The organism is Mesorhizobium jarvisii, from assembly GCF_003601985.1.
GTDB lineage: Bacteria > Pseudomonadota > Alphaproteobacteria > Rhizobiales > Rhizobiaceae > Mesorhizobium > Mesorhizobium jarvisii.
Genome location: NZ_QZXA01000012.1, coordinates 68,797 through 85,579, shown reverse-complemented (window position 1 = coordinate 85,579; position 16,783 = coordinate 68,797). Strand labels below are relative to the sequence as shown.

The window sequence follows — 16,783 nt, the reverse complement described above, 5'->3', positions numbered from 1 at the left end:
GGACAGAAACGCTGCGCTTCTGCTTGAACTCGGCCGAACCATCGCCACCGGGAGGACCTGTGTGCGAAGTTTACTGCATGCTTTGCTTGATCTTGTCGGTGACCGGCTTGTGGTAGACCTGCTGCCAGGCATCGGCGAGATTGGCCTTGGTTACCGGCAGTGCCGGCAGCGCGACATAGGCCGGCGCCTGCTTGCCAAGCAGGCCGTAGCCGGCCAGCATGGCCTCGGTCACGCCTTGGTCATAGGGCCGCTGCGCCGACAGGCCCTTTACCGGGCCGTCGCTCGCCATGTTGATGGCGACGTTTTCGCCGAGGTCGCAATTGACGATCACCAGATCGTCCCGGCCATTGGTGAGGGCGGCGGATATGACGCCTTCCGCGGGCACATCCCACACCGCCCAGATGCCCTTGATGCTGGGATGGGCGACGAGCAGAGCTCCAGCCGCCTTCTCGGCATCGCCTGAGAAGTCGGGACCGCCGATGCCTTGCTCGGCAACGACGTGGATGTCCGGATAGTTCTCGGCCAGCGTCTTCTTGACAGCGTCGTAGCGCTGCTTGGTGACGAAGAAGTCGGCTGCATGGAAGATCAGCCCCACATCGCCCTTGCCGCCAAGCGCCTGCGCCAGCAGGTGCGCTGTGGCGACGCCGTTGCCGTAGTTGTCTGCAGAAACGGAGCTGACGTAGTCCTTACCGGCCACGAAGCCTTTCGGCACGTTGTCCATGAACACGAGCTTGGCGCCGGCGTCGGCGGCCGCCTTGTAAGCCGCCGCGGTCGCGACCGGGTCGGTCGGAATGGACACGATTATATTGGGCTTCTGGGCCATGACGGTCTCGAGGTCGGACACCTGCTTGTCGGGCTTGAAGCCTGCGTCGGTGACGGCGACGACTTCGATCCCCATGGTGGCGAACTGCGCTTTGAGGCCTTCGATCTGCGCCTGCGACCAGTCGTTGCCGGCATAGTGCATGACTATGGCGGCCCTGGCATGCATCTCCTTGATCTTTGCCAGTTCCTCATCGGTAAGCTTGACGCTCGAGGCGGCTTCCGGCTTCTCGCCGTTCGGTCCGAGGCTCATCACATGCTGGCCGATCTCGGTCAGCGCCTGGGCGGGGTCAGTGGCGTAGGCGGCGTTCGAGACAAGGCCGAGGCCGAGCGTCAGACAGATTGCCGTCGACCGAAGCAAGGTTTTCATGCGCATGGTGTTTCCTCCCTGATGTTGTTTGGTTTTCGTTGTTGCAGTTACAGGCGCTTCCCGGCGTCTATGCCGGTCGGTAACTTCAGACTTTGGCAAGTTCCGCTTGCACAAAGGCGTGGCTTTCCCGCGCGCCGGCGGCAGGATCGGCCCAGGCGTCGAGTTCGTTGCAGATCCAACCCGTGTAACGGATGTCCTTCAGGGCCCGGATCACGGCGCCGTTGTCGCAATCGCCCCGGCCGACCGGCACGAAGGCGAACGGGTCGCGCTGCCAGCCCTTGAGGTGGACATAGGAAATGCGTGATGCGTGCTCGCGCACCATAGCTGCCACGTCGCCTCCGGCAGCGGCCAGATGCGCGGTGTCAGGACAGAACCCGATTGCGGTCTTGCCGAAGATCGTCCGCACCTCGTCGGGGTTCTCGACGATGGTGGATAGGTGGGGGTGATAGTGAGCCTTCAGGCCGTGCTCCGCAGCGATTGCCATCACCTTGTCGAGCGCCGAAGCCAAGGCATCGTAGTCGCTTAGCCGCGTCCCGTCGTGGCGCCGCGCGCCGCCGCCAACAACCAGGTGCTCGGCGCCGAGCGCACGGGCTGCGTCCGCCGCCTTGGCGACGCGAGCCAGTTCTTCGTCAAGGATGTCCTTGAAGATGAAGTTGCCGCCGGCATAGACCGAGACCAGCGACAGGCCGGTGTCGGCGAGGATATTGCGGATGGCGGCGTAATGGTCGCCTGCGCTTTCGACTACATTGCCGTCGAAGAACTCGATGCCATCATAGCCCGCTGCTGCAATATCGCGCGCGGCCACGGCCATGTCCCCGAAGGTCCGGTAGGCCAATCGGTTGATTGAGGTAACGCCAACGGCGTCGCCCCCAAGTGGACCCCAGCAATTGGCGTGATAGGCCAGCTTCCAAGCAGTCATGGCGTCTCCTCCGACACGTCCCGATATGCTTTTGCATCTTGAAACGGATCTTTAGTTGATAAAAATCAAAAGTCAATTTACTTTTCTGTGTTAGCGACGAAATTAGGCATTGCGTCTTCTGAAAGCGCTCGTCCATGTTGGACGACGAAGGAGCGATCGGCTGTGGGTAGGACTGGCTTGGGACGCACCGCAGTTGCGGATGCAGATCGATCCGGGGAGACGGGTTCTCCGGCGACGACGGACCGCGTCAAAGCCCTCGAAGCCGAACGCCAGAGTCTTGTTTCGCTTCTCAACATTCTGCGATCGAGTGAACCTTGCACGCGCCTCGACCTCGAACGAGAAGCCCGGCTCGGCCGCGCCGTGGTCACGGACCGCCTCTCGACGCTTGCTGCCTTCGGCCTTGTCGACGAAGGCGGTGTTGGGCGCTCCATAGGCGGGCGTGCGCCGCGTCTGGTGCGGTTTCGATCGGAGGCCGCGCGCATTCTGGTTGCCAACATCGACGGCGACACCATCAGCCTCGGTCTCGCCGATCTGGACGGGCGGCTCATCCTTGAGCACTACGAAGATTTCGACGCCGCTTCCCCAGCGCAGGCGCTGTTCGATCGGCTCGAGGCGCTGTTCAAATGGTCGCTCGGCAAGGATGGTGCTCCGCTGTGGGCGATTGGTCTGGGAGCGCCGGGGTCGGTCGAGCAGAGGGACTCAAAAAGCCTGGCGATCCCCAAACTTAGTGCGATGCCTGCTTGGGACGAGGCGAAGCTTCTGGAGCGTTTGATACATCGTTTCCAAGCGCCAGTCTGGGTGCGGGGCGCCGTGCAGATGGAAACGATGGGTGAACTAAGCGCCCTGTCGGCGGAAGCCAGCCGCGACTTGCTCTATGTCGACCTTGGCTCGGATATCACCGCCGGCATCGTTGTCGACGGCCGCCTGCATCGTGGCGCGCAAGGCATAGCGGGACAGATAGGGCATGTTTACGCCGGCGAGCCGCACAAGCGCATTTGCGGTTGCGGCAATGTTGGCTGCCTGCAAACCGTCGCCGGCTGCGATGCCATCGCCCAGGCCGGCCTACTAGCGGCAGAACAGGGGCGAAGCCGTCTTCTCGGCGAAACGCTCGCCGCGACCGGGACGGTGACGGCGGCCGACATTGGCACGGCGGCCCGCCTCGGCGACCCGTTCTCGGCCGACCTGCTGGCGCAATCCGGACGGCTGATCGGCACAGTCCTGGCGACGCTGGCCAATATCCTCAATCCGTCGATGATCGTTCTCGGCGGGGAACTGTCCCAAACGGGGGACATCTGCCTGGCGGCGATCCGCGAGGGCATCTACGGGCACGCGCAGCCTCTCATCAGCCGCGATATCAGTATTGTCCATTCGCGCATGGGGCGGTCGGCTGGACTTGTCGGCGCCGCATCTGTCGCCGTGACCGAACTGTTCGCCCCCGCGTTCCTCAGCGAATGGATCGTATCGGGCACGCCGCTTGCCCACGCCGGGGTTGCCAACTTGCTGGCTGCTGTCGAGAAGACGGCGACGACAGGCGGTTGAGCTTGCAGCCCGCCCAACCGGCTGTCGCTCAGTCGCCGCGATCAGCCGTGGCGCTTGCAAACCCGAACCCCTGCGGTAGGTTTGATTCAATACAGCTGCCCGCAGAGGTGGCGGATGGGAGGAGCAACGGGATGCAGAGAGCTGATGCGGCAATGCCACCCGGATGTGTGTTGCCGGTTTCGTCTGTTGCGCGTCCGCTGGTTGCAGGCCTGGGACCACATGGCGAACGGCCGGCATCTCCCGAATTGCTGCGCCCGTCTGCCGACATGCTGGAGCGCGCCAGGGAAAGAGCCTTCCGCGTGGCGATTGTTCTGCACACGACCGCTTCGGACTGGGCGCAGCGCCAGATCGCGGGCATCAAGGCAGGCTTGGAGCAGGCGGGCGCCGTCGTCGTCGACATCGTCGATTGCGGCTACGACCCGGCCACCCAGATCGCAGCGATCGAACGGCTGGTGCTATCGAAGCCGGATGCCGTGATCAGCATCCCCGTCGGAAGCACGGCCGTGGCCGCAGCTTTCCGCAAACTGGCGGTCGCCGGGATCAAGCTCGTCCTGCTCGACAACGCGCCTTCCGGCCTGCTTCAAGAAACCGACTATGTAAGTGTCATATCGTCCGACAATTTCGGGCTTGGCCAGATCGCCGCCAGTCTGATTTCTCCGCACATCCGGCAGAACGGCACAGTCTGTGTGGCTGCCTACAATGTCGACTTCTTCGCGACGGCGCAGCGTGAGATCGCATTCGGCAAGTGGATGCGGCACGAGCGCCCGGACATCACGCTGACGCAGCTGAAATTCGAAGTGCCAGCAAATGCCGGCAGCGCTGTCGGTCTCTACCTTGATGCCAACCCTGATCTTGATGGACTGTTTGTCGTCTGGGACGAGCCAGCAGTTGCATCGCTGCCGGCTTTTTCTGGCCGCTCCCGGATCCCGGTCATGACCACGGTTGATCTCGGTAGCGCGATCGCTGAGGCCCTTCGCGAAGGAACGATCGTCAAGGGCGTTGCGGCGCAACGGCCTTTCGAACAGGGGGAGATCGCTGCCGCGGCCGCGATTGTCGGGCTGACCGGCAATGCTGTGCCGCCGTGGATTGTGCTTCCGGGCGTCGCAGTGACCTCTGGCAATGTCGCGGAAGTCTACGAGCACGTCGGCGGCGCGCCCAGCTTCTATTCAGCCGACGTTACTAGAGGTTAAAGAGCGCCTCATGGAGGCAAACACGCCCATCGATTCGAAGGTTATCCACGGTCATTCTGGCGGTCGTCACAATGTTACAAAATAGCCGATAAGTCATTGATTTATTAATGTAAGCTAGAGTTCAATCCTTTCTCGCAGCACGCGCCAATCTCGCAACGAGCTCAGGCCCCGCTTGCAACTCCCGTCCGCGCAGGTTGCCGGGGGCCTGCAGCACGCGGAGCCGGCTATCCACGCAGAATCATCAAGTTGGCTACTTCCAGCTAGCCCCGAGGCGCGCATTCTTCAGAGCCGATCGGCCTTCAGGTCTTGATATCCACAACGACCGTCCCCGAGACGGGATCGGTCACGCCGAGGTCGCCGCCGAGGTCTTCCAGCATGTCACGCATCGTATCCAGGAGGCCGATCATTTGCGGCCGTGCCGCCGCGAGGCTGTCCATGTCGTTCCATTCGCCGATGACACAGAATGACCGATCGCCGGTCTTGACGAGCGCGCCCTTGCGGAAGCCTTCGACGTCAAGCGTCGCCTTCTTGTGCGCATCGATGAATGCCTGTTCCTTGCCCGGCTTGGTGCGGAACCGAACGACGTTGTAAGCGGTCATGCCTCCCTCCAATCGATTGCGAAAACTCTTTGCGCCACGGACCTCACGGGCGGGCCTCGAGGACCATGTTGAACGGTGTTTCGGTAGCGCGGCGGAACCGCTTGAATCCGCCGCTCGACACGACCTTGCGCAGCCTTGCCTCGCCGGCCTGTGCGCCGAGCCCCAGCCCAATCTCTTGCGACAGTGAGGCCGGCGTGCAGATGAAGGTCGAGGCGGCGTAGTAGATGCGGCCGACCGGATTGAGGTTCGCCGAAAGCTTGTCATTGGCGAAGGGCTCGACGATCATCCACGTGCCATCCGGCTTCAGCGCCTTGTGCACATGTCTGGCGGCACCTTCCGGATCACCCATGTCGTGAAGGCAGTCGAAGAAGGCGATGAGATCGTAAGTGCCGGGAAAATCCTTGGCCGCCGCCACCTCGAAGCGCGTGTTGCCGGCGACGCCGGTTTCTTTTGCCACGGCGCGCGCCCGCTCAATCGACGGCGCGTGATAGTCGAAGCCGGTGAAGCGCGATTTCGGAAAGGCCTTGGCCATCAGCACCGTCGAGGCGCCGTGGCCGCAGCCGACATCGGCGACCTCGATGCCCGCTTCAAGATTGTCGACCACGCCGTCGAGCGCCGGCAGCCAGGAGTCGATCAGATTGGCGTTGTAGCCCGGCCGGAAGAAGCGCTCTGTGCCGCGGAACAGGCAGGCGCTGTGATCGTGCCAGCCAAGACCTTTGCCAGAGCGGAAGGCCTGCCTGACCTTCTCCTCGTCCAGCCACAGTGTCGAGACCACCTCGAAAGCGCCAGCCATGAAGGCCGGGCTGTCCTCGTTGACGAAAACCTGCTCCTGCTCGGGGCTGAGGTAGAAGCTGTCGCCGGCCTCTTCATATTCGACATAGCCGGCTGCCGCCTGCGCCGAGAGCCATTCGCGGACCAGCCGTTCTTGGGTGCCGGTCCTTTTGGCAAGCTGTCCGGCGGTCATCTTGCCGCCTTCGCTCATCGCCGAGAACAGGCCAAGCCTGTCTCCCAACAGCACAGCGGCCCCTGTGGTGATCGCGCCAAGATCGCCGACCATTCTTCCCAGCAGCGCCTCCAGTTTTTCCTGATCGGGCTGATTGTCCTTGTTGCGCTCCAGCATCGGCTTTCTCCTCCAGCTCGATCCCAAACACTCGCCAAGGGCGACAAGCCTGCTCCCGCCGTATTGGCCTCGCCATGGACAGCGGAGAAAGTTTACCTAAGGATAGGGACCGCCGATAATGCCGACTTCTGATTGCGGCGATGCATGCCGGGCATCAGTGGGGATGTGTCATGGAAATGCATGAGATTCGCTACTTTTTGGCAGCCTGCCAGACGCTCAACTTTCGTCGTGCGGCCGACCTAGCGCACGTCACCCAGCCTGCGCTCACGCGCGCCATCCAGAAGCTTGAAGCGGAACTCGGCGGTCTCCTGTTCCATCGCGACAAGGGCCATGTCCAGCTCAGCGATTTCGGCCGGCTGATGCGGAGTCACCTCGACGAGATCGCGCAGCGCTCGGAGCATGCCAAGCGCACGGCCAAAAACTTCCTGTCGCTGGAGACGGCGCCAGTGACGCTGGGTGTCATGTGCACCATCGGCCCGCTGCGCTTCATCGGCTTCCTCAATGCCTTCCGCGAACGCTATCCCGGCATCGAGGTCACTGTGATCGAAGGCGCCGCCGATCATCTCAGCGATCTCTTGCTGGAAGGCAAACTGGATATCGCGCTCTTGGCGCGGCCGCAGCCGTTCGATCACCGGCTTAAGGCGGAGCTGGTCTATACGGAGCGCTTCGGCCTCGCCTTCTCGACTGGACATCCGTTCGAGACGCGCAATACGCTGCAGCTGAGCGATGTGCGCAGCGAGCCCTATCTCGAGCGCATCAACTGCGAATACGGCAACCACATCGACGCGCTCTGCCAAAACCTCGGCTTCGAGATCAAGAGCGCCTATCGCAGCGAGCGCGAGGACTGGATCCTCGCGATGGTCGCGGCGGGGATGGGCGTATGCTTCATCGCGGAATTTTCGGCCAGCCAGCCAGGCGTCTGCCACCGGCTGGTTGTCGATCCCGAGATTGTGCGCGAAGTGTCGCTGGTGTCCGTCGCGGAGCGCTCGCCTTCGCCCGCCATCGCCGCATTCGCCAAGGCGGTCATGGAGTATGACTGGCAGATGGCGCTGGACGCCAAGGATCCAAGCGGCCTTTAGGCTAGTCCCATGCGGCTTTGGCCAGCGCGCGGTTCACTGTCCTGATGAACAGCGCCAACTTGTTTCACGCCGATTTCAAAACGTGTGTGTCGTCAAAGTCCGCGAGCTTCGGATAAGCGACAGTAGGGGCATGCGCGAGGCCGAGGACGCGTTCACGGTAACGATCGAGGCACATCCGGCGCTCACGGTCGCTGATGCGCGCTGGTGCGTGCACAAGGAACGGCTCGATCACCGTAAACCCCACAAAGTAGAGCATCCCGTGGTTGATCGGGAACAGGATTTCAGCGATTGGCCCATTCAGTCCGCGGCTCGAATAGATCGGCGGCGGTCCTCCGATCGTGACGGAACACATCGCGCGCTTTCCTGCGAAGACACCGCGATCATACCATTTGCCGCCGCCGTAGACACGGCCACCCGCCGCGAACACCCGGTCAACCCAGCCCTTGAGGATCGCCGGCAGCCCGAACCACCAGAGGGGAAACTGCAGGATCAAGGCGTCGCACCAGAAGAGTTTGTCCATCTCGGCCTGGATGTCCGGGGCGAACCCGTTATGGGCAGCCGCGTTCGCCTCCTCTGATTGCTGGCGGTAATAGTCGGCATCTCGGATGGTCGTGAAGTTGCGGCGATCTGATACCGGATTGAAGCCCATGGCATAGAGATCGGAAACAATGACCTCGTGTCCCGCCCGGGACAGTGCCGCCTGTGCTGCGCGGGTCAGGGCGCCGTTGAAGCTGTTGGGCTCGGGGTGGGCATGGACGATGAAGATGCGCATCGTGCTTCCCTATCTGGTCGACATCTTCACTTTCTGGATGCTGAAAAAGACCGCTCTGCAACGTGATCGAGCGAAAAGACGCCAGCGCCCCGGGTCAGCACGAGCAGCAGCAGCGAGGCCCACAGCAGATGCTCGGCCCAGTTTTCCGGGAAAACGAAGATCTGGATTACCGATACGACACCGAGCAGCATCAGTGCGCCAAGGCGGGACAATAGCCCCAGGAAGAGCAGCACCGAACCCGTGAGTTCCGCGGCCGTTGCGAGCGGCGCCGCGATCGACGGATCGATGAACGGCAGATTGTATTCATTGGCGAAGAGCTGCAGCGTCACCGGCCAGGATGCCAGCTTCGACTGCGCGGATTGCCAAAAGACATGTGAGACCGCGACGCGGGCCGCAAGCTGGATCAGCGAAAATGGAATGCGTTCTGGCAGCTTGATGATGCGCCGGTAGACAGCGACGAAGCCGCCTAGGCTGGTCGAGGAATGATCTGAAATTGCGGACATGATTGTCTCCATCAGTTCGAGAGGGGATGCGCGGCGATGCGCAGGTTTGTGACGAGCCCGTCGCCGAACAGGCGCACGAGCGCGGACACGAGGTTGAACGCCGGATCGAGGGCGAGGGCACGGGTTGTTGCGTGCTCCAGGCCAAGACCGTGATTCAGGGAATGCCGGAAGGCGAAATTCGCGCGATCGAGCAGAACCAGCCGGACGCTGTCTCCCGCGCGCCACAACGCCACGCGTTCGGAGCGCCTCGTCCAGGGGCTGTGGTGGTCGACGGCCGCGCCCTGCTGATGCGCTGTCCACACCGACAGGATCGACCAGTGCGAGACAATCAATCGCAGCGATGGCTGCAACAGGATATCGAGCGAAGGCCCCAGATCGGTATTGTCAAATTCCGCCAGGGTCCGAGGCGGTAGCGAGGCCACGTCGAGTGCCTCGGCAATGGCCCATTCGAGCCGCGCCGTTTCGGCGACGATAGGCATATCGGAAAGCGTGTCGATCGTCTTCAGGAAGCGCGGGAAGCCGGCGCCATAGTGCGCCAGCCGGGACTCCACCGGTGGGTGGCGCCGGATGAACTCGCTCGCCACGAAGCGGAAGAACCGTTCGTCGACAAGGCGAACCGTGACGGGAAAGACCGCCATCAGCACCGCGGTGAGCGAACTGCGCGTGTTGTTCTGATAAATGCGCAGGCGGGCCAACGGATCGGCCTTGCCGGCGGTCAGCATTTTCGCGCTGACCAATGGCTCGATGGCAAGCACGGAGCGCGCCATGCTGGTCTGCAGATGCTCAAGCGGCAGCATGGTATCCCTCCTCGATTGAGGGCAGCGCTGCAGAAGGCCGGGCGGCCCTGGCAGCTGCAAATGCGGCAAGCACTGGCATGCTCGTCGTCGTTTCGGTTTCGAAGGAAAGGGAGGTGGGCATCGGCTGCGGCGTGACTGTCGCAGTTTGTCTGGCGGCTTGCTTGCGGTTGAACATGATCGAAGCAGTGAGCATGTCGGCCCACATGGCTTCACCGAGCAGAACATCGAGAACCGGGACGTCGGTGTCCCATTCGATCAGCGTCGGGCGCGGTCCGAGCCGGTCTATGGCATGCTGGTAGAGGCTCCAGACAACCGGTGGCACGCGCGAGCCATGATCGTCGATGAGCACGGTGTCGGTCCCGACGTGATTGGTCGCATGTCCGGCAAGATGGATCTCACCGATAGCCTCTACTGGCAGCGCATCGATGAAGGCTTTTGCATCATATTGCAGATTGTGCGCCGAGACCTGGACATTGTTGACATCCAGCAACAGTCCGCAGCCGGTCCGCTCCACGAGCTCGGCCAGGAATTCGGCCTCGTTCATCGAGGAGTCTGCAAAGGCAACATAGGCGGACAGATTTTCGATCAGCACTTGGCAATTCAGCGTATCCTGGACTGTCGCGACATTGCGGGCCACGATCGCCAGGGCCTCTTCGTCGTAGCGCAGCGGCAAAAGATCGTTGAGGTAGGCGCCGTCGGCGACGCTCCACGCAAGATGCTCGGAAACAAGATCCGGCTGGAAGCGCTCGCAGACCTTGCGCAGCCGCTCCAGATGATCGGGGCTCACTCCTCGCGCGCTGCCCAGCGACAGGCCGACACCATGCACCGACAGCGGATAGGTCTGGCGCAATCGTTCCAGCGCCTCGACGCCGGCGCCATCTCCCATGTAATTCTCGGCATGAACCTCGAGCCAGCCGGCGGAAGGCCTTCGGGTCAGCATTTCACCGATGTGAGGGGAGCGGAGACCGATGCCCGCTGATGCGGGAATCGCGAGGGGTTGAAACGCACGGGGCATCGGTCTGCTCCTTTCAAGGGGTGGCTTGAAGTCTGGATGGTTCAGGCTTTCGGCTTGTCGCTGCCGCCGGAGATCTTGGCGCAGCTGCCGGCGGGCACGTAGAGCCAGGAATCCGGCTGGTTGTCGGCGGTGGCGGTGCCGGCGCAGGAATGCGTCGCGGTCTGGCAGTCGTTCTGGCCGGCCTTGACCACGCCGTAGCATTTCTCGAACGAGAAACTGGGCTTGGCGGCGGGGCCGCTATAGGCCGCCGTGGCGGCGAGCGAAGTGGCGGCTGCGAGGGCCGATCCGATGAGGGTCCTGGTATTGATCACGGTCGTGTCTCCTGGTTGCGTTTCGAGGGAAAGACTGGCCTTGCGACCTGTCTGCCAGCAGTGTCCCCGATCCGTATGCTGAGCTGAAATGCTGTCTCGGCATGGATTTGATACGCGGCCACTATGTTGAAGCGGCCACACGCAAAAAGCCCTCCGGCGGGGGCACCGGAGGGCTGGGCGCCTGCGTTCGGGAGTGTGCGAAGCAGGTGCGGCTAGGCGGGAAGGAGGCGCCTAGACGTATCGGTTCTTGCGGTCGACGGCCGAGCATTCGTCTGCGATGGAATGCTCGGCGAAAAGCCAGTCTCCGGCACGTTCGCGTCCCCGGTCACGCATGTCGGTCAGCTCACCCCAGTCGGTCCAGGGCCTCGTGAACAGGGCCGCGCCGGCGCGGTGTTGGCTGTCGAAGATGGCCTGGGTTGGGGCGCACTTCATCGCACAAGGAGTGGCGGCGGGGCGGCGATCCGCGCACGGCGTCATGAACAGTGCCGGCTTGCCCGTGACCACCAGCCGATGACCGGCATCTGACGGCAGGGCCGGCGAAGCCGAAAGATCGCCGTCGCCCCAATAGGTTTCCCCGTCGATCTCGACGGCCGGGAAGAGGAACGGGATCGTCGCGGCCGCCAGGATCGCGTCGATCGACAACTGATCGCCGGCGAAGATCTTCACGGCATCGGTGCGGGCATTGGAGGCCAGGATGCTCAGTTGCAGTGGGCGGCTCTTGTTGCGGATCACCGCAATATCGATCGACTGCTCCAGGATCGATCGCAGCGGACTTGCCGCATTGACGGTAAACATCGATGCGTGGCTGACGCGTCGCCAGAAGTTGGCGAGCGCGGTGCGCGCGCCGCGCCGGCCGCCCAGCGCCAGGCCATAGGCCAGAACAGCGGCCTCCATCGCGCCGAAGCCGGACGCGGTGATATTGCCGATGAAAAGGCTGGGTTCGTCAAGCAAGCGGTCGAAGACGCCCCAGACAAAGGCGCCGTGCGCGTCGCTCGCCAGGACAATGTCCACGACCTGCCGGTCATCCACTGTGGGTCTTGCAACGACGGCTTGGTCGGTCTCGGTTCCGGTCTGGATATGCATGTTTCAGTCTCCATCCCCAAAACGCCAGGCTGGGCGTTTGATGGAAAGACTGCCGCAACTTCTTCCGTCGGCGAAATGCCAAGGTGGCATGAACTCCATAGGCAGATTGCATTGGCTGCGATCGCCCACACGCCGCAAGCTTTTGTCAGACAGGCGGAAATCCGGGAACCTTGCTTGAACCCCGCACCAAGGCGGTCGCCTCAGCACAAAGGAGCGTGTGTCATGAGAATACGAATTGCGTGTCTGGGGGCGATTGCCCTCGGTCTTCTTGCCGGGGCGGCTTGTGCCGACCCCTTCAGCGACCTGGCAGCGTTGCCGACCTTCTATACCGACGCCGCGATGTCGACGATGAAGCCGATGGCCGGGTTCAAGAAGGCCTGGTTCGCCATGTCAAAGCACGACCGGCGGACGATGACCAAGGCGTGCAATGACCCCGCCATGAGCAAGCCTCATGCCCAATTCTGCGCCAACGTGCTCGCTCTGGGTGGTGCCAACTAGCGGCGTGCCGCCAAGGATCTGCAGGATGCAGAACCGGCATAAACTTCATACGCAGATGGCATTGGCGAGTTGCAGGCCGACTGAAGCAAAGTCCATTTCGGCAAGGAGGAACCGCAGAGTTTTAAATTGCTGCCGATCAATACCGCAGTCGTCGATGGGACGATTGCCCAACCTCAGAGAAGGATCTTACCATGAATATCAAGGCCATCTGCCTCGGCGCTTTTGCCCTTTCCGTCCTGAGCGGCGTTTCGTTCGCCGGCGCACTCGACGAACCGTCCAACATGCAACCCTTCTTCACCGACGCCAGCATGAAGACGATGAAGCCCAAGGCCGAGTTCAAGGCCGCCTGGGACGCGATGGCGAAGGACAAGCAGGGCGCGATGATGAAGGAATGTCAGGATGCGGCGATGAGCAAGCCGCACGCCGAATTCTGCGCCAACCTGCAGGCGCTCGGCGGCGCCAACTGAGCTGTTCGGGCCGCCCCGGGCAACACCGGCACCAGGACGATGGCGAGCCTCCTGCTCGCCATCGTCTCTTTCGGCGAGTCCCAGCCGAACACGATGCCTACCACGCGCGATCGCCGCGCCATGACGGACCGCTATCGACTTTATAGCGGTAGTGCATTGGCGCCGAGACAGGCTTTGCTGCACGCTCCGAAGCTACGAAAAACCTTCGTTTGCAATTCGGGACAAATCGGCATGGACATTCATCACATCCGCTACTTCCTGGCCGTGTGCGAGACGCGAAACTTCACGCGCGCCGGCGAAAAGTGCAACGTCACCCAGCCGGCGCTGTCGCGTGCGATCCAGCAGCTGGAGGACGAGGTCGGCGGCCTGCTGTTTCGCCGCGAGCGGAACCTGACCCACCTGACCGACCTGGGCGCGCTGCTGCGCCCCCGGTTTCAACAGATCCTCGACGAACTGACCGGAGTGCGGCAGGAGGCCTCGCGGTTCTTGTGCCTGGAAAATGCCAATCTCAAGGTAGGCGTCATGTGCACCATCGGTCCGCGCCGCTTCACCGGCCTGCTGGCCGAATTCAACAGGCGCCAGCAGGGCATCCAGCTGCAGTTGGTGGAAGGCGTGCCGGCTTCGCTTTCGCAACTGCTTGAATCCGGCGAAATCGATGTTGCCATCATGGCGTCCAGCAACAGTTTTCCGGAGCGGTTCGATGTCACGCCGCTGTATCGCGAGCGCTTCGTCCTGGCCTTTCCAAACGGCCATCGGCTGGCCCGCAACGACAATGTCGCCATCTCCGAACTCGACGGCGAGAATTACCTCAGGCGGCTGAACTGCGAGTATCGCGATCACCTCGCCGGCCTGTGCAATGACCGGGGCGTGAAGCTCAGGATCTCCTACGCCAGCGAGCGTGAGGACTGGATCCAGAACATGGTCTCAGGTGGTCTCGGGATTTGCTTCATCCCCGAGTTCAGCGCGGTGATCCCGGGCTTGCAGGTCCGGCCGGTCATCGACCCGGAAGTCTGGCGGGAAGTGTCTCTGGTGGTCGTGGCGGGGCGCAGGTTCTCACCAGCGGCATCTGCCTTCGTCAACAGCGTCAAGGCGCATGGCTGGCCGGAAAGTGCCTTGGCTCAAGCAATCCGCAGGACCGCGGCCTGAATAAAAATCAAATAAACTCCTGCGTTGCGCGACAGAACCTCTCGCGCACTTTCGTGCGTCGTGATCTCCGACCATAGTTTTCAGGTATCGATTTAAGAGCCAGTCAGCATTTCTCTTTCTTCGAGGCTGCCGTCACTCTCTTCCCATGCCCCGCCTCTGCGATTGGGCACTGACAAAGGAGAAATAACATGGCTTCCAAGACTATTGCATTACGGGCGCCGCTGAACCTGGCGCTGACACTCGGACTGCTTACCGCGACCGCTGCCTTTTCCGTGGCGCCGGCTTCTGCCGGCGACTGCCCTGCCGGCCAGGCGGCCACGAGCGACATCCAGGAGCATCCCAGCAAGCCGGTCGGCGTTGTCGACACGGTTCTCTCCGCGATCGACCTGAGCAGTAAGGGCGAGGCCTGGAAAGGCAACATGCTGCGCCTGCGCAAGCTCGTCGTTCAGCCCGGCGGCGTCGTGCCGTGGCATGAGCACAATGTTCGCCCCGCCAACATCCTCATCGTCGAAGGCTCGATCACCGAATACCGCAGCACCTGCAAGGTCGGCATCGAACATCCGGCCGGCGACGTGACGGCCGAATTCGGCCAACTCGCCCATTGGTGGAAGAACAACGGCAAGGTTCCGGCTGTGCTTTATTCGGCCGACGTTCTGCCGCCTGCGATGCACGACGATCACATGATGTGAACGTCGCTCTCGAGCGATCTTTTCATGACCGGCATCTGAAAGCGCGTCCTCGGGTGATCGCCCGGGGACGTGCGCAACGGGAGCTTCCTGCCATGACGACAAGCGAACACACTGGACCAGCGCGGCTTGGCATGATTGCCGCGGACAGCTGGCGCTTCGGCCTGATAGCGCTGATCGCGTTTCTGACGCTTGTCGACCTGTTCGCCACCCAGGCCATCCTGCCTTCGCTGGTGATCAAATTCGGCGTCAGTCGAGCGACCATGGGCTTCGCCGTCAATGCCAGCACGTTCGGCATGGCGGTGGCCGGCATCGCTGTCGCTCTCTTCGGGCGCGGCATAGATCGACGCAACGGCATCTGGATAAGCCTTGCGGTGCTGGCGATACCGACGACGCTTTTGTCGCTCACCGACAGCATCGTGATCTTTGCGCTGCTGCGCGTCGTCCAGGGCTTGTGTATGTCGACAGCGTTCACGCTGACGATGGCCTATCTCGCCGAACACTTTTCCGCGCGGCAGACGACCGGCGCACTTGCGGCCTATGTGACCGGCAACGTCGCCAGCAATTTCTTCGGACGGTTAATGTCTGCCGCCGTCGCCGACACGTGTGGCATCTCCACCAACTTCCTGACGTTCGCGGCTCTCAATCTGGTTGGCGCGGCCCTTGTCTGGCTCACCCTGCAGAAGACATCGGCAATGATGCGCGCTGACGCCAGGAGGGAACCTAGCCGCGCCGCGTGGAAGAGCCCGTTGATGAATGTCGAGCTGCGTGCCTGTTTCACCATCGGGTTCCTGATCCTCTTCGTCTTCATCGGCACCTTCACCTATGTGAACTTCCAACTCGTCGCCGCGCCGCTATCGCTGTCCCCGATGGCTCTGGGGCTGGTCTATTTCGTCTTCCTGCCCTCCATGCTGACCACTCCGCTCGCCGGGCGTGTTGCGGCAGGACTGGGGCCTAGGATCGGGATCGGCGCAACACTTGCGTTGGCCATCCTGGGTTTGCTCCTGCTTCTGACAAGCAGCCTGCCGGTGGTGCTTTCAGGCATGGCGCTGGTCGCCATCGGCACCTTCCTGGCGCAGGCAATCGCCACCGGGCATGTCAGCCGGACCGCGTCGCGCGACCGCGCCGCCGCGAGCGGCATCTATCTCGCATCCTACTATGCAGGCGGGCTCGCCGGCAGCTTCGTCATTGGACAGGTCTACGACCGGATCGGCTGGACCGCATGCGTGACTGTGCTCGCCGCTGTCCTGGCTTGCGCCATCGCGGTGGCGCGCGTGCTGCAAACGCCAAGGACCTGAGACCGAACGACCAAAACTAGGCAAATCCAACAAGGAGACTGACATGAACAGCTACATGAAGACCATGATTGCCGGCGCCGCCGTGCTGATGGCCGTCGTCGTCCCGGCGGCCGCTTCGGACGGTGTCGTCACGGTAAAGAGCGACTACTCGGTCGCCGAGACTGTCGCCCGCATCAGGAAGGATGTCCTCAAGAAGGGCATCAAGTTCTTCGGCGTCATCGACCAGGCAAAGCTCGGCAAGGACGCCGGCAACGACGTCAAGCCGTCGCGGCTGGTGATGTTTGGCAACCCGGCGCTCGGCACGACCTTCATCACCTCCAATCCCGAGGCCGGTCTCGACTGGCCCGTCCGCGTCCTGGTCTACCAGACCTCGGATGGAACGGTTTATGCCGCCTACAGTGATTTTGCCTGGATCGCCAAGCGGCATGGCATCACCGACCGCGAGGCCCAGTTCAAGATGGCAACCGAAGTCATCCAGTCCGTGACCTCGACGATCAAAAAGAACTGAGTGCGGATGAGGTGAAGGAGATCCGCCGCCCGTGCATGACGAGGCAGCCTGCTTCTCGCGAGAG

The 16,783-nt window shown here is 62.5% G+C and carries 19 protein-coding genes; 9 read left to right on the top strand and 10 right to left on the bottom strand.

Going from position 1 to position 16,783, the window contains the following annotated elements:
- Positions 1–70: 70 nt before the first annotated feature.
- Positions 71–1,195 (bottom strand): substrate-binding domain-containing protein, encoded by a 1,125-nt coding sequence (locus D3242_RS27205; RefSeq protein WP_064980411.1) that lies wholly within the window; start codon positions 1,193–1,195, stop codon positions 71–73.
- 79 nt (positions 1,196–1,274) lie between these two features.
- Positions 1,275–2,000, bottom strand: coding sequence for a sugar phosphate isomerase/epimerase family protein (locus D3242_RS27200; protein ID WP_245435306.1), 726 nt, complete (start codon positions 1,998–2,000; stop codon positions 1,275–1,277).
- Positions 2,001–2,195: 195 nt separating this feature from the next.
- Between D3242_RS27200 and D3242_RS27195 the strand changes: the two genes are divergently transcribed.
- Both D3242_RS27195 and D3242_RS27190 read left to right on the top strand, forming a co-directional pair.
- The gene (locus tag D3242_RS27195) at positions 2,196–3,647 is read left to right on the top strand and encodes an ROK family transcriptional regulator (RefSeq protein ID WP_167470465.1); all 1,452 of its coding nucleotides are present in this window, start codon (positions 2,196–2,198) and stop codon (positions 3,645–3,647) included.
- Positions 3,648–3,946: 299 nt separating this feature from the next.
- A complete protein-coding gene (locus tag D3242_RS27190; RefSeq protein WP_167470464.1) occupies positions 3,947–4,837 on the top strand; it encodes a substrate-binding domain-containing protein in 891 nt (296 codons plus the stop codon).
- Positions 4,838–5,136: 299 nt separating this feature from the next.
- Here the strand turns inward: D3242_RS27190 and D3242_RS27185 are convergent, their stop codons facing one another.
- Both D3242_RS27185 and D3242_RS27180 read right to left on the bottom strand, forming a co-directional pair.
- Complete coding sequence (locus D3242_RS27185; RefSeq protein WP_064980408.1) at positions 5,137–5,436, bottom strand: putative quinol monooxygenase; 300 nt, start codon at positions 5,434–5,436, stop codon at positions 5,137–5,139.
- Positions 5,437–5,479: 43 nt separating this feature from the next.
- A complete protein-coding gene (locus D3242_RS27180) occupies positions 5,480–6,556 on the bottom strand; it encodes a class I SAM-dependent methyltransferase (protein WP_064980406.1) in 1,077 nt (358 codons plus the stop codon).
- Between the two features lie 170 nt (positions 6,557–6,726).
- Between D3242_RS27180 and D3242_RS27175 the strand changes: the two genes are divergently transcribed.
- Positions 6,727–7,635, top strand: coding sequence for a LysR family transcriptional regulator (locus D3242_RS27175; protein ID WP_064980404.1), 909 nt, complete (start codon positions 6,727–6,729; stop codon positions 7,633–7,635).
- Positions 7,636–7,699: 64 nt separating this feature from the next.
- Here the strand turns inward: D3242_RS27175 and D3242_RS27170 are convergent, their stop codons facing one another.
- The 6 genes from D3242_RS27170 to D3242_RS27145 form a co-directional block, all read right to left on the bottom strand.
- On the bottom strand, positions 7,700–8,407 hold the full coding sequence (locus tag D3242_RS27170; RefSeq protein WP_064980402.1) for an NAD(P)H-dependent oxidoreductase: 708 nt from the start codon (positions 8,405–8,407) through the stop codon (positions 7,700–7,702).
- 26 nt (positions 8,408–8,433) lie between these two features.
- Entirely contained in the window at positions 8,434–8,910 is a 477-nt protein-coding gene (locus D3242_RS27165; protein ID WP_064981614.1) for a DoxX family protein, read from the bottom strand.
- A gap of 11 nt (positions 8,911–8,921) precedes the next feature.
- Complete coding sequence (locus tag D3242_RS27160; protein WP_064980400.1) at positions 8,922–9,707, bottom strand: HvfC/BufC N-terminal domain-containing protein; 786 nt, start codon at positions 9,705–9,707, stop codon at positions 8,922–8,924.
- Positions 9,694–10,722 carry an MNIO family bufferin maturase gene (gene bufB, locus D3242_RS27155; protein ID WP_064980398.1) on the bottom strand — a complete coding sequence of 343 codons (1,029 nt, stop codon included), beginning with the start codon at positions 10,720–10,722 and terminating at the stop codon, positions 9,694–9,696. Before bufB ends, D3242_RS27160 begins: the two co-directional genes overlap by 14 nt.
- A gap of 41 nt (positions 10,723–10,763) precedes the next feature.
- A complete protein-coding gene (locus tag D3242_RS27150; RefSeq protein ID WP_064980396.1) occupies positions 10,764–11,033 on the bottom strand; it encodes a BufA1 family periplasmic bufferin-type metallophore in 270 nt (89 codons plus the stop codon).
- Positions 11,034–11,264: 231 nt separating this feature from the next.
- Positions 11,265–12,116 (bottom strand): patatin-like phospholipase family protein, encoded by an 852-nt coding sequence (locus D3242_RS27145; RefSeq protein WP_064980395.1) that lies wholly within the window; start codon positions 12,114–12,116, stop codon positions 11,265–11,267.
- Positions 12,117–12,338: 222 nt separating this feature from the next.
- Here D3242_RS27145 and D3242_RS27140 point away from each other — a divergent pair, with 222 nt between their 5' ends.
- The 6 genes from D3242_RS27140 (at position 12,339) to D3242_RS27115 (ending at position 16,719) form a co-directional block, all read left to right on the top strand.
- Positions 12,339–12,614, top strand: coding sequence for a hypothetical protein (locus D3242_RS27140; protein WP_064981611.1), 276 nt, complete (start codon positions 12,339–12,341; stop codon positions 12,612–12,614).
- 191 nt (positions 12,615–12,805) lie between these two features.
- Positions 12,806–13,081, top strand: coding sequence for a hypothetical protein (locus D3242_RS27135; RefSeq protein ID WP_027169812.1), 276 nt, complete (start codon positions 12,806–12,808; stop codon positions 13,079–13,081).
- A gap of 231 nt (positions 13,082–13,312) precedes the next feature.
- Positions 13,313–14,227 carry a LysR family transcriptional regulator gene (locus tag D3242_RS27130; protein WP_064980393.1) on the top strand — a complete coding sequence of 305 codons (915 nt, stop codon included), beginning with the start codon at positions 13,313–13,315 and terminating at the stop codon, positions 14,225–14,227.
- A gap of 188 nt (positions 14,228–14,415) precedes the next feature.
- Positions 14,416–14,916 carry a cupin domain-containing protein gene (locus D3242_RS27125; RefSeq protein ID WP_064980392.1) on the top strand — a complete coding sequence of 167 codons (501 nt, stop codon included), beginning with the start codon at positions 14,416–14,418 and terminating at the stop codon, positions 14,914–14,916.
- Positions 14,917–15,008: 92 nt separating this feature from the next.
- Positions 15,009–16,211, top strand: a complete 1,203-nt coding sequence (locus D3242_RS27120; protein ID WP_064980390.1) for an MFS transporter — start codon at positions 15,009–15,011, stop codon at positions 16,209–16,211.
- Between the two features lie 43 nt (positions 16,212–16,254).
- Complete coding sequence (locus tag D3242_RS27115; protein ID WP_064980388.1) at positions 16,255–16,719, top strand: DUF302 domain-containing protein; 465 nt, start codon at positions 16,255–16,257, stop codon at positions 16,717–16,719.
- Positions 16,720–16,783: the final 64 nt, after the last annotated feature.

Bases quoted from the DNA above. Each gene is read 5' to 3' on its own strand.
- D3242_RS27205 (WP_064980411.1), bottom strand. From the start codon at position 1,195: ATGCGCATGAAAACCTTGCTTCGGTCGACGGCAATCTGTCTGACGCTC.
- D3242_RS27200 (WP_245435306.1), bottom strand. From the start codon at position 2,000: ATGGCCGTGGCCGCGCGCGATATTGCAGCAGCGGGCTATGATGGCATC.
- D3242_RS27185 (WP_064980408.1), bottom strand. From the start codon at position 5,436: ATGACCGCTTACAACGTCGTTCGGTTCCGCACCAAGCCGGGCAAGGAA.
- D3242_RS27180 (WP_064980406.1), bottom strand. From the start codon at position 6,556: ATGCTGGAGCGCAACAAGGACAATCAGCCCGATCAGGAAAAACTGGAG.
- D3242_RS27175 (WP_064980404.1), top strand. From the start codon at position 6,727: ATGGAAATGCATGAGATTCGCTACTTTTTGGCAGCCTGCCAGACGCTC.
- D3242_RS27170 (WP_064980402.1), bottom strand. From the start codon at position 8,407: ATGCGCATCTTCATCGTCCATGCCCACCCCGAGCCCAACAGCTTCAAC.
- D3242_RS27165 (WP_064981614.1), bottom strand. From the start codon at position 8,910: ATGTCCGCAATTTCAGATCATTCCTCGACCAGCCTAGGCGGCTTCGTC.
- D3242_RS27160 (WP_064980400.1), bottom strand. From the start codon at position 9,707: ATGCTGCCGCTTGAGCATCTGCAGACCAGCATGGCGCGCTCCGTGCTT.
- bufB (WP_064980398.1), bottom strand. From the start codon at position 10,722: ATGCCCCGTGCGTTTCAACCCCTCGCGATTCCCGCATCAGCGGGCATC.
- D3242_RS27145 (WP_064980395.1), bottom strand. From the start codon at position 12,116: ATGCATATCCAGACCGGAACCGAGACCGACCAAGCCGTCGTTGCAAGA.
- D3242_RS27140 (WP_064981611.1), top strand. From the start codon at position 12,339: ATGAGAATACGAATTGCGTGTCTGGGGGCGATTGCCCTCGGTCTTCTT.
- D3242_RS27135 (WP_027169812.1), top strand. From the start codon at position 12,806: ATGAATATCAAGGCCATCTGCCTCGGCGCTTTTGCCCTTTCCGTCCTG.
- D3242_RS27130 (WP_064980393.1), top strand. From the start codon at position 13,313: ATGGACATTCATCACATCCGCTACTTCCTGGCCGTGTGCGAGACGCGA.
- D3242_RS27125 (WP_064980392.1), top strand. From the start codon at position 14,416: ATGGCTTCCAAGACTATTGCATTACGGGCGCCGCTGAACCTGGCGCTG.
- D3242_RS27120 (WP_064980390.1), top strand. From the start codon at position 15,009: ATGACGACAAGCGAACACACTGGACCAGCGCGGCTTGGCATGATTGCC.
- D3242_RS27115 (WP_064980388.1), top strand. From the start codon at position 16,255: ATGAACAGCTACATGAAGACCATGATTGCCGGCGCCGCCGTGCTGATG.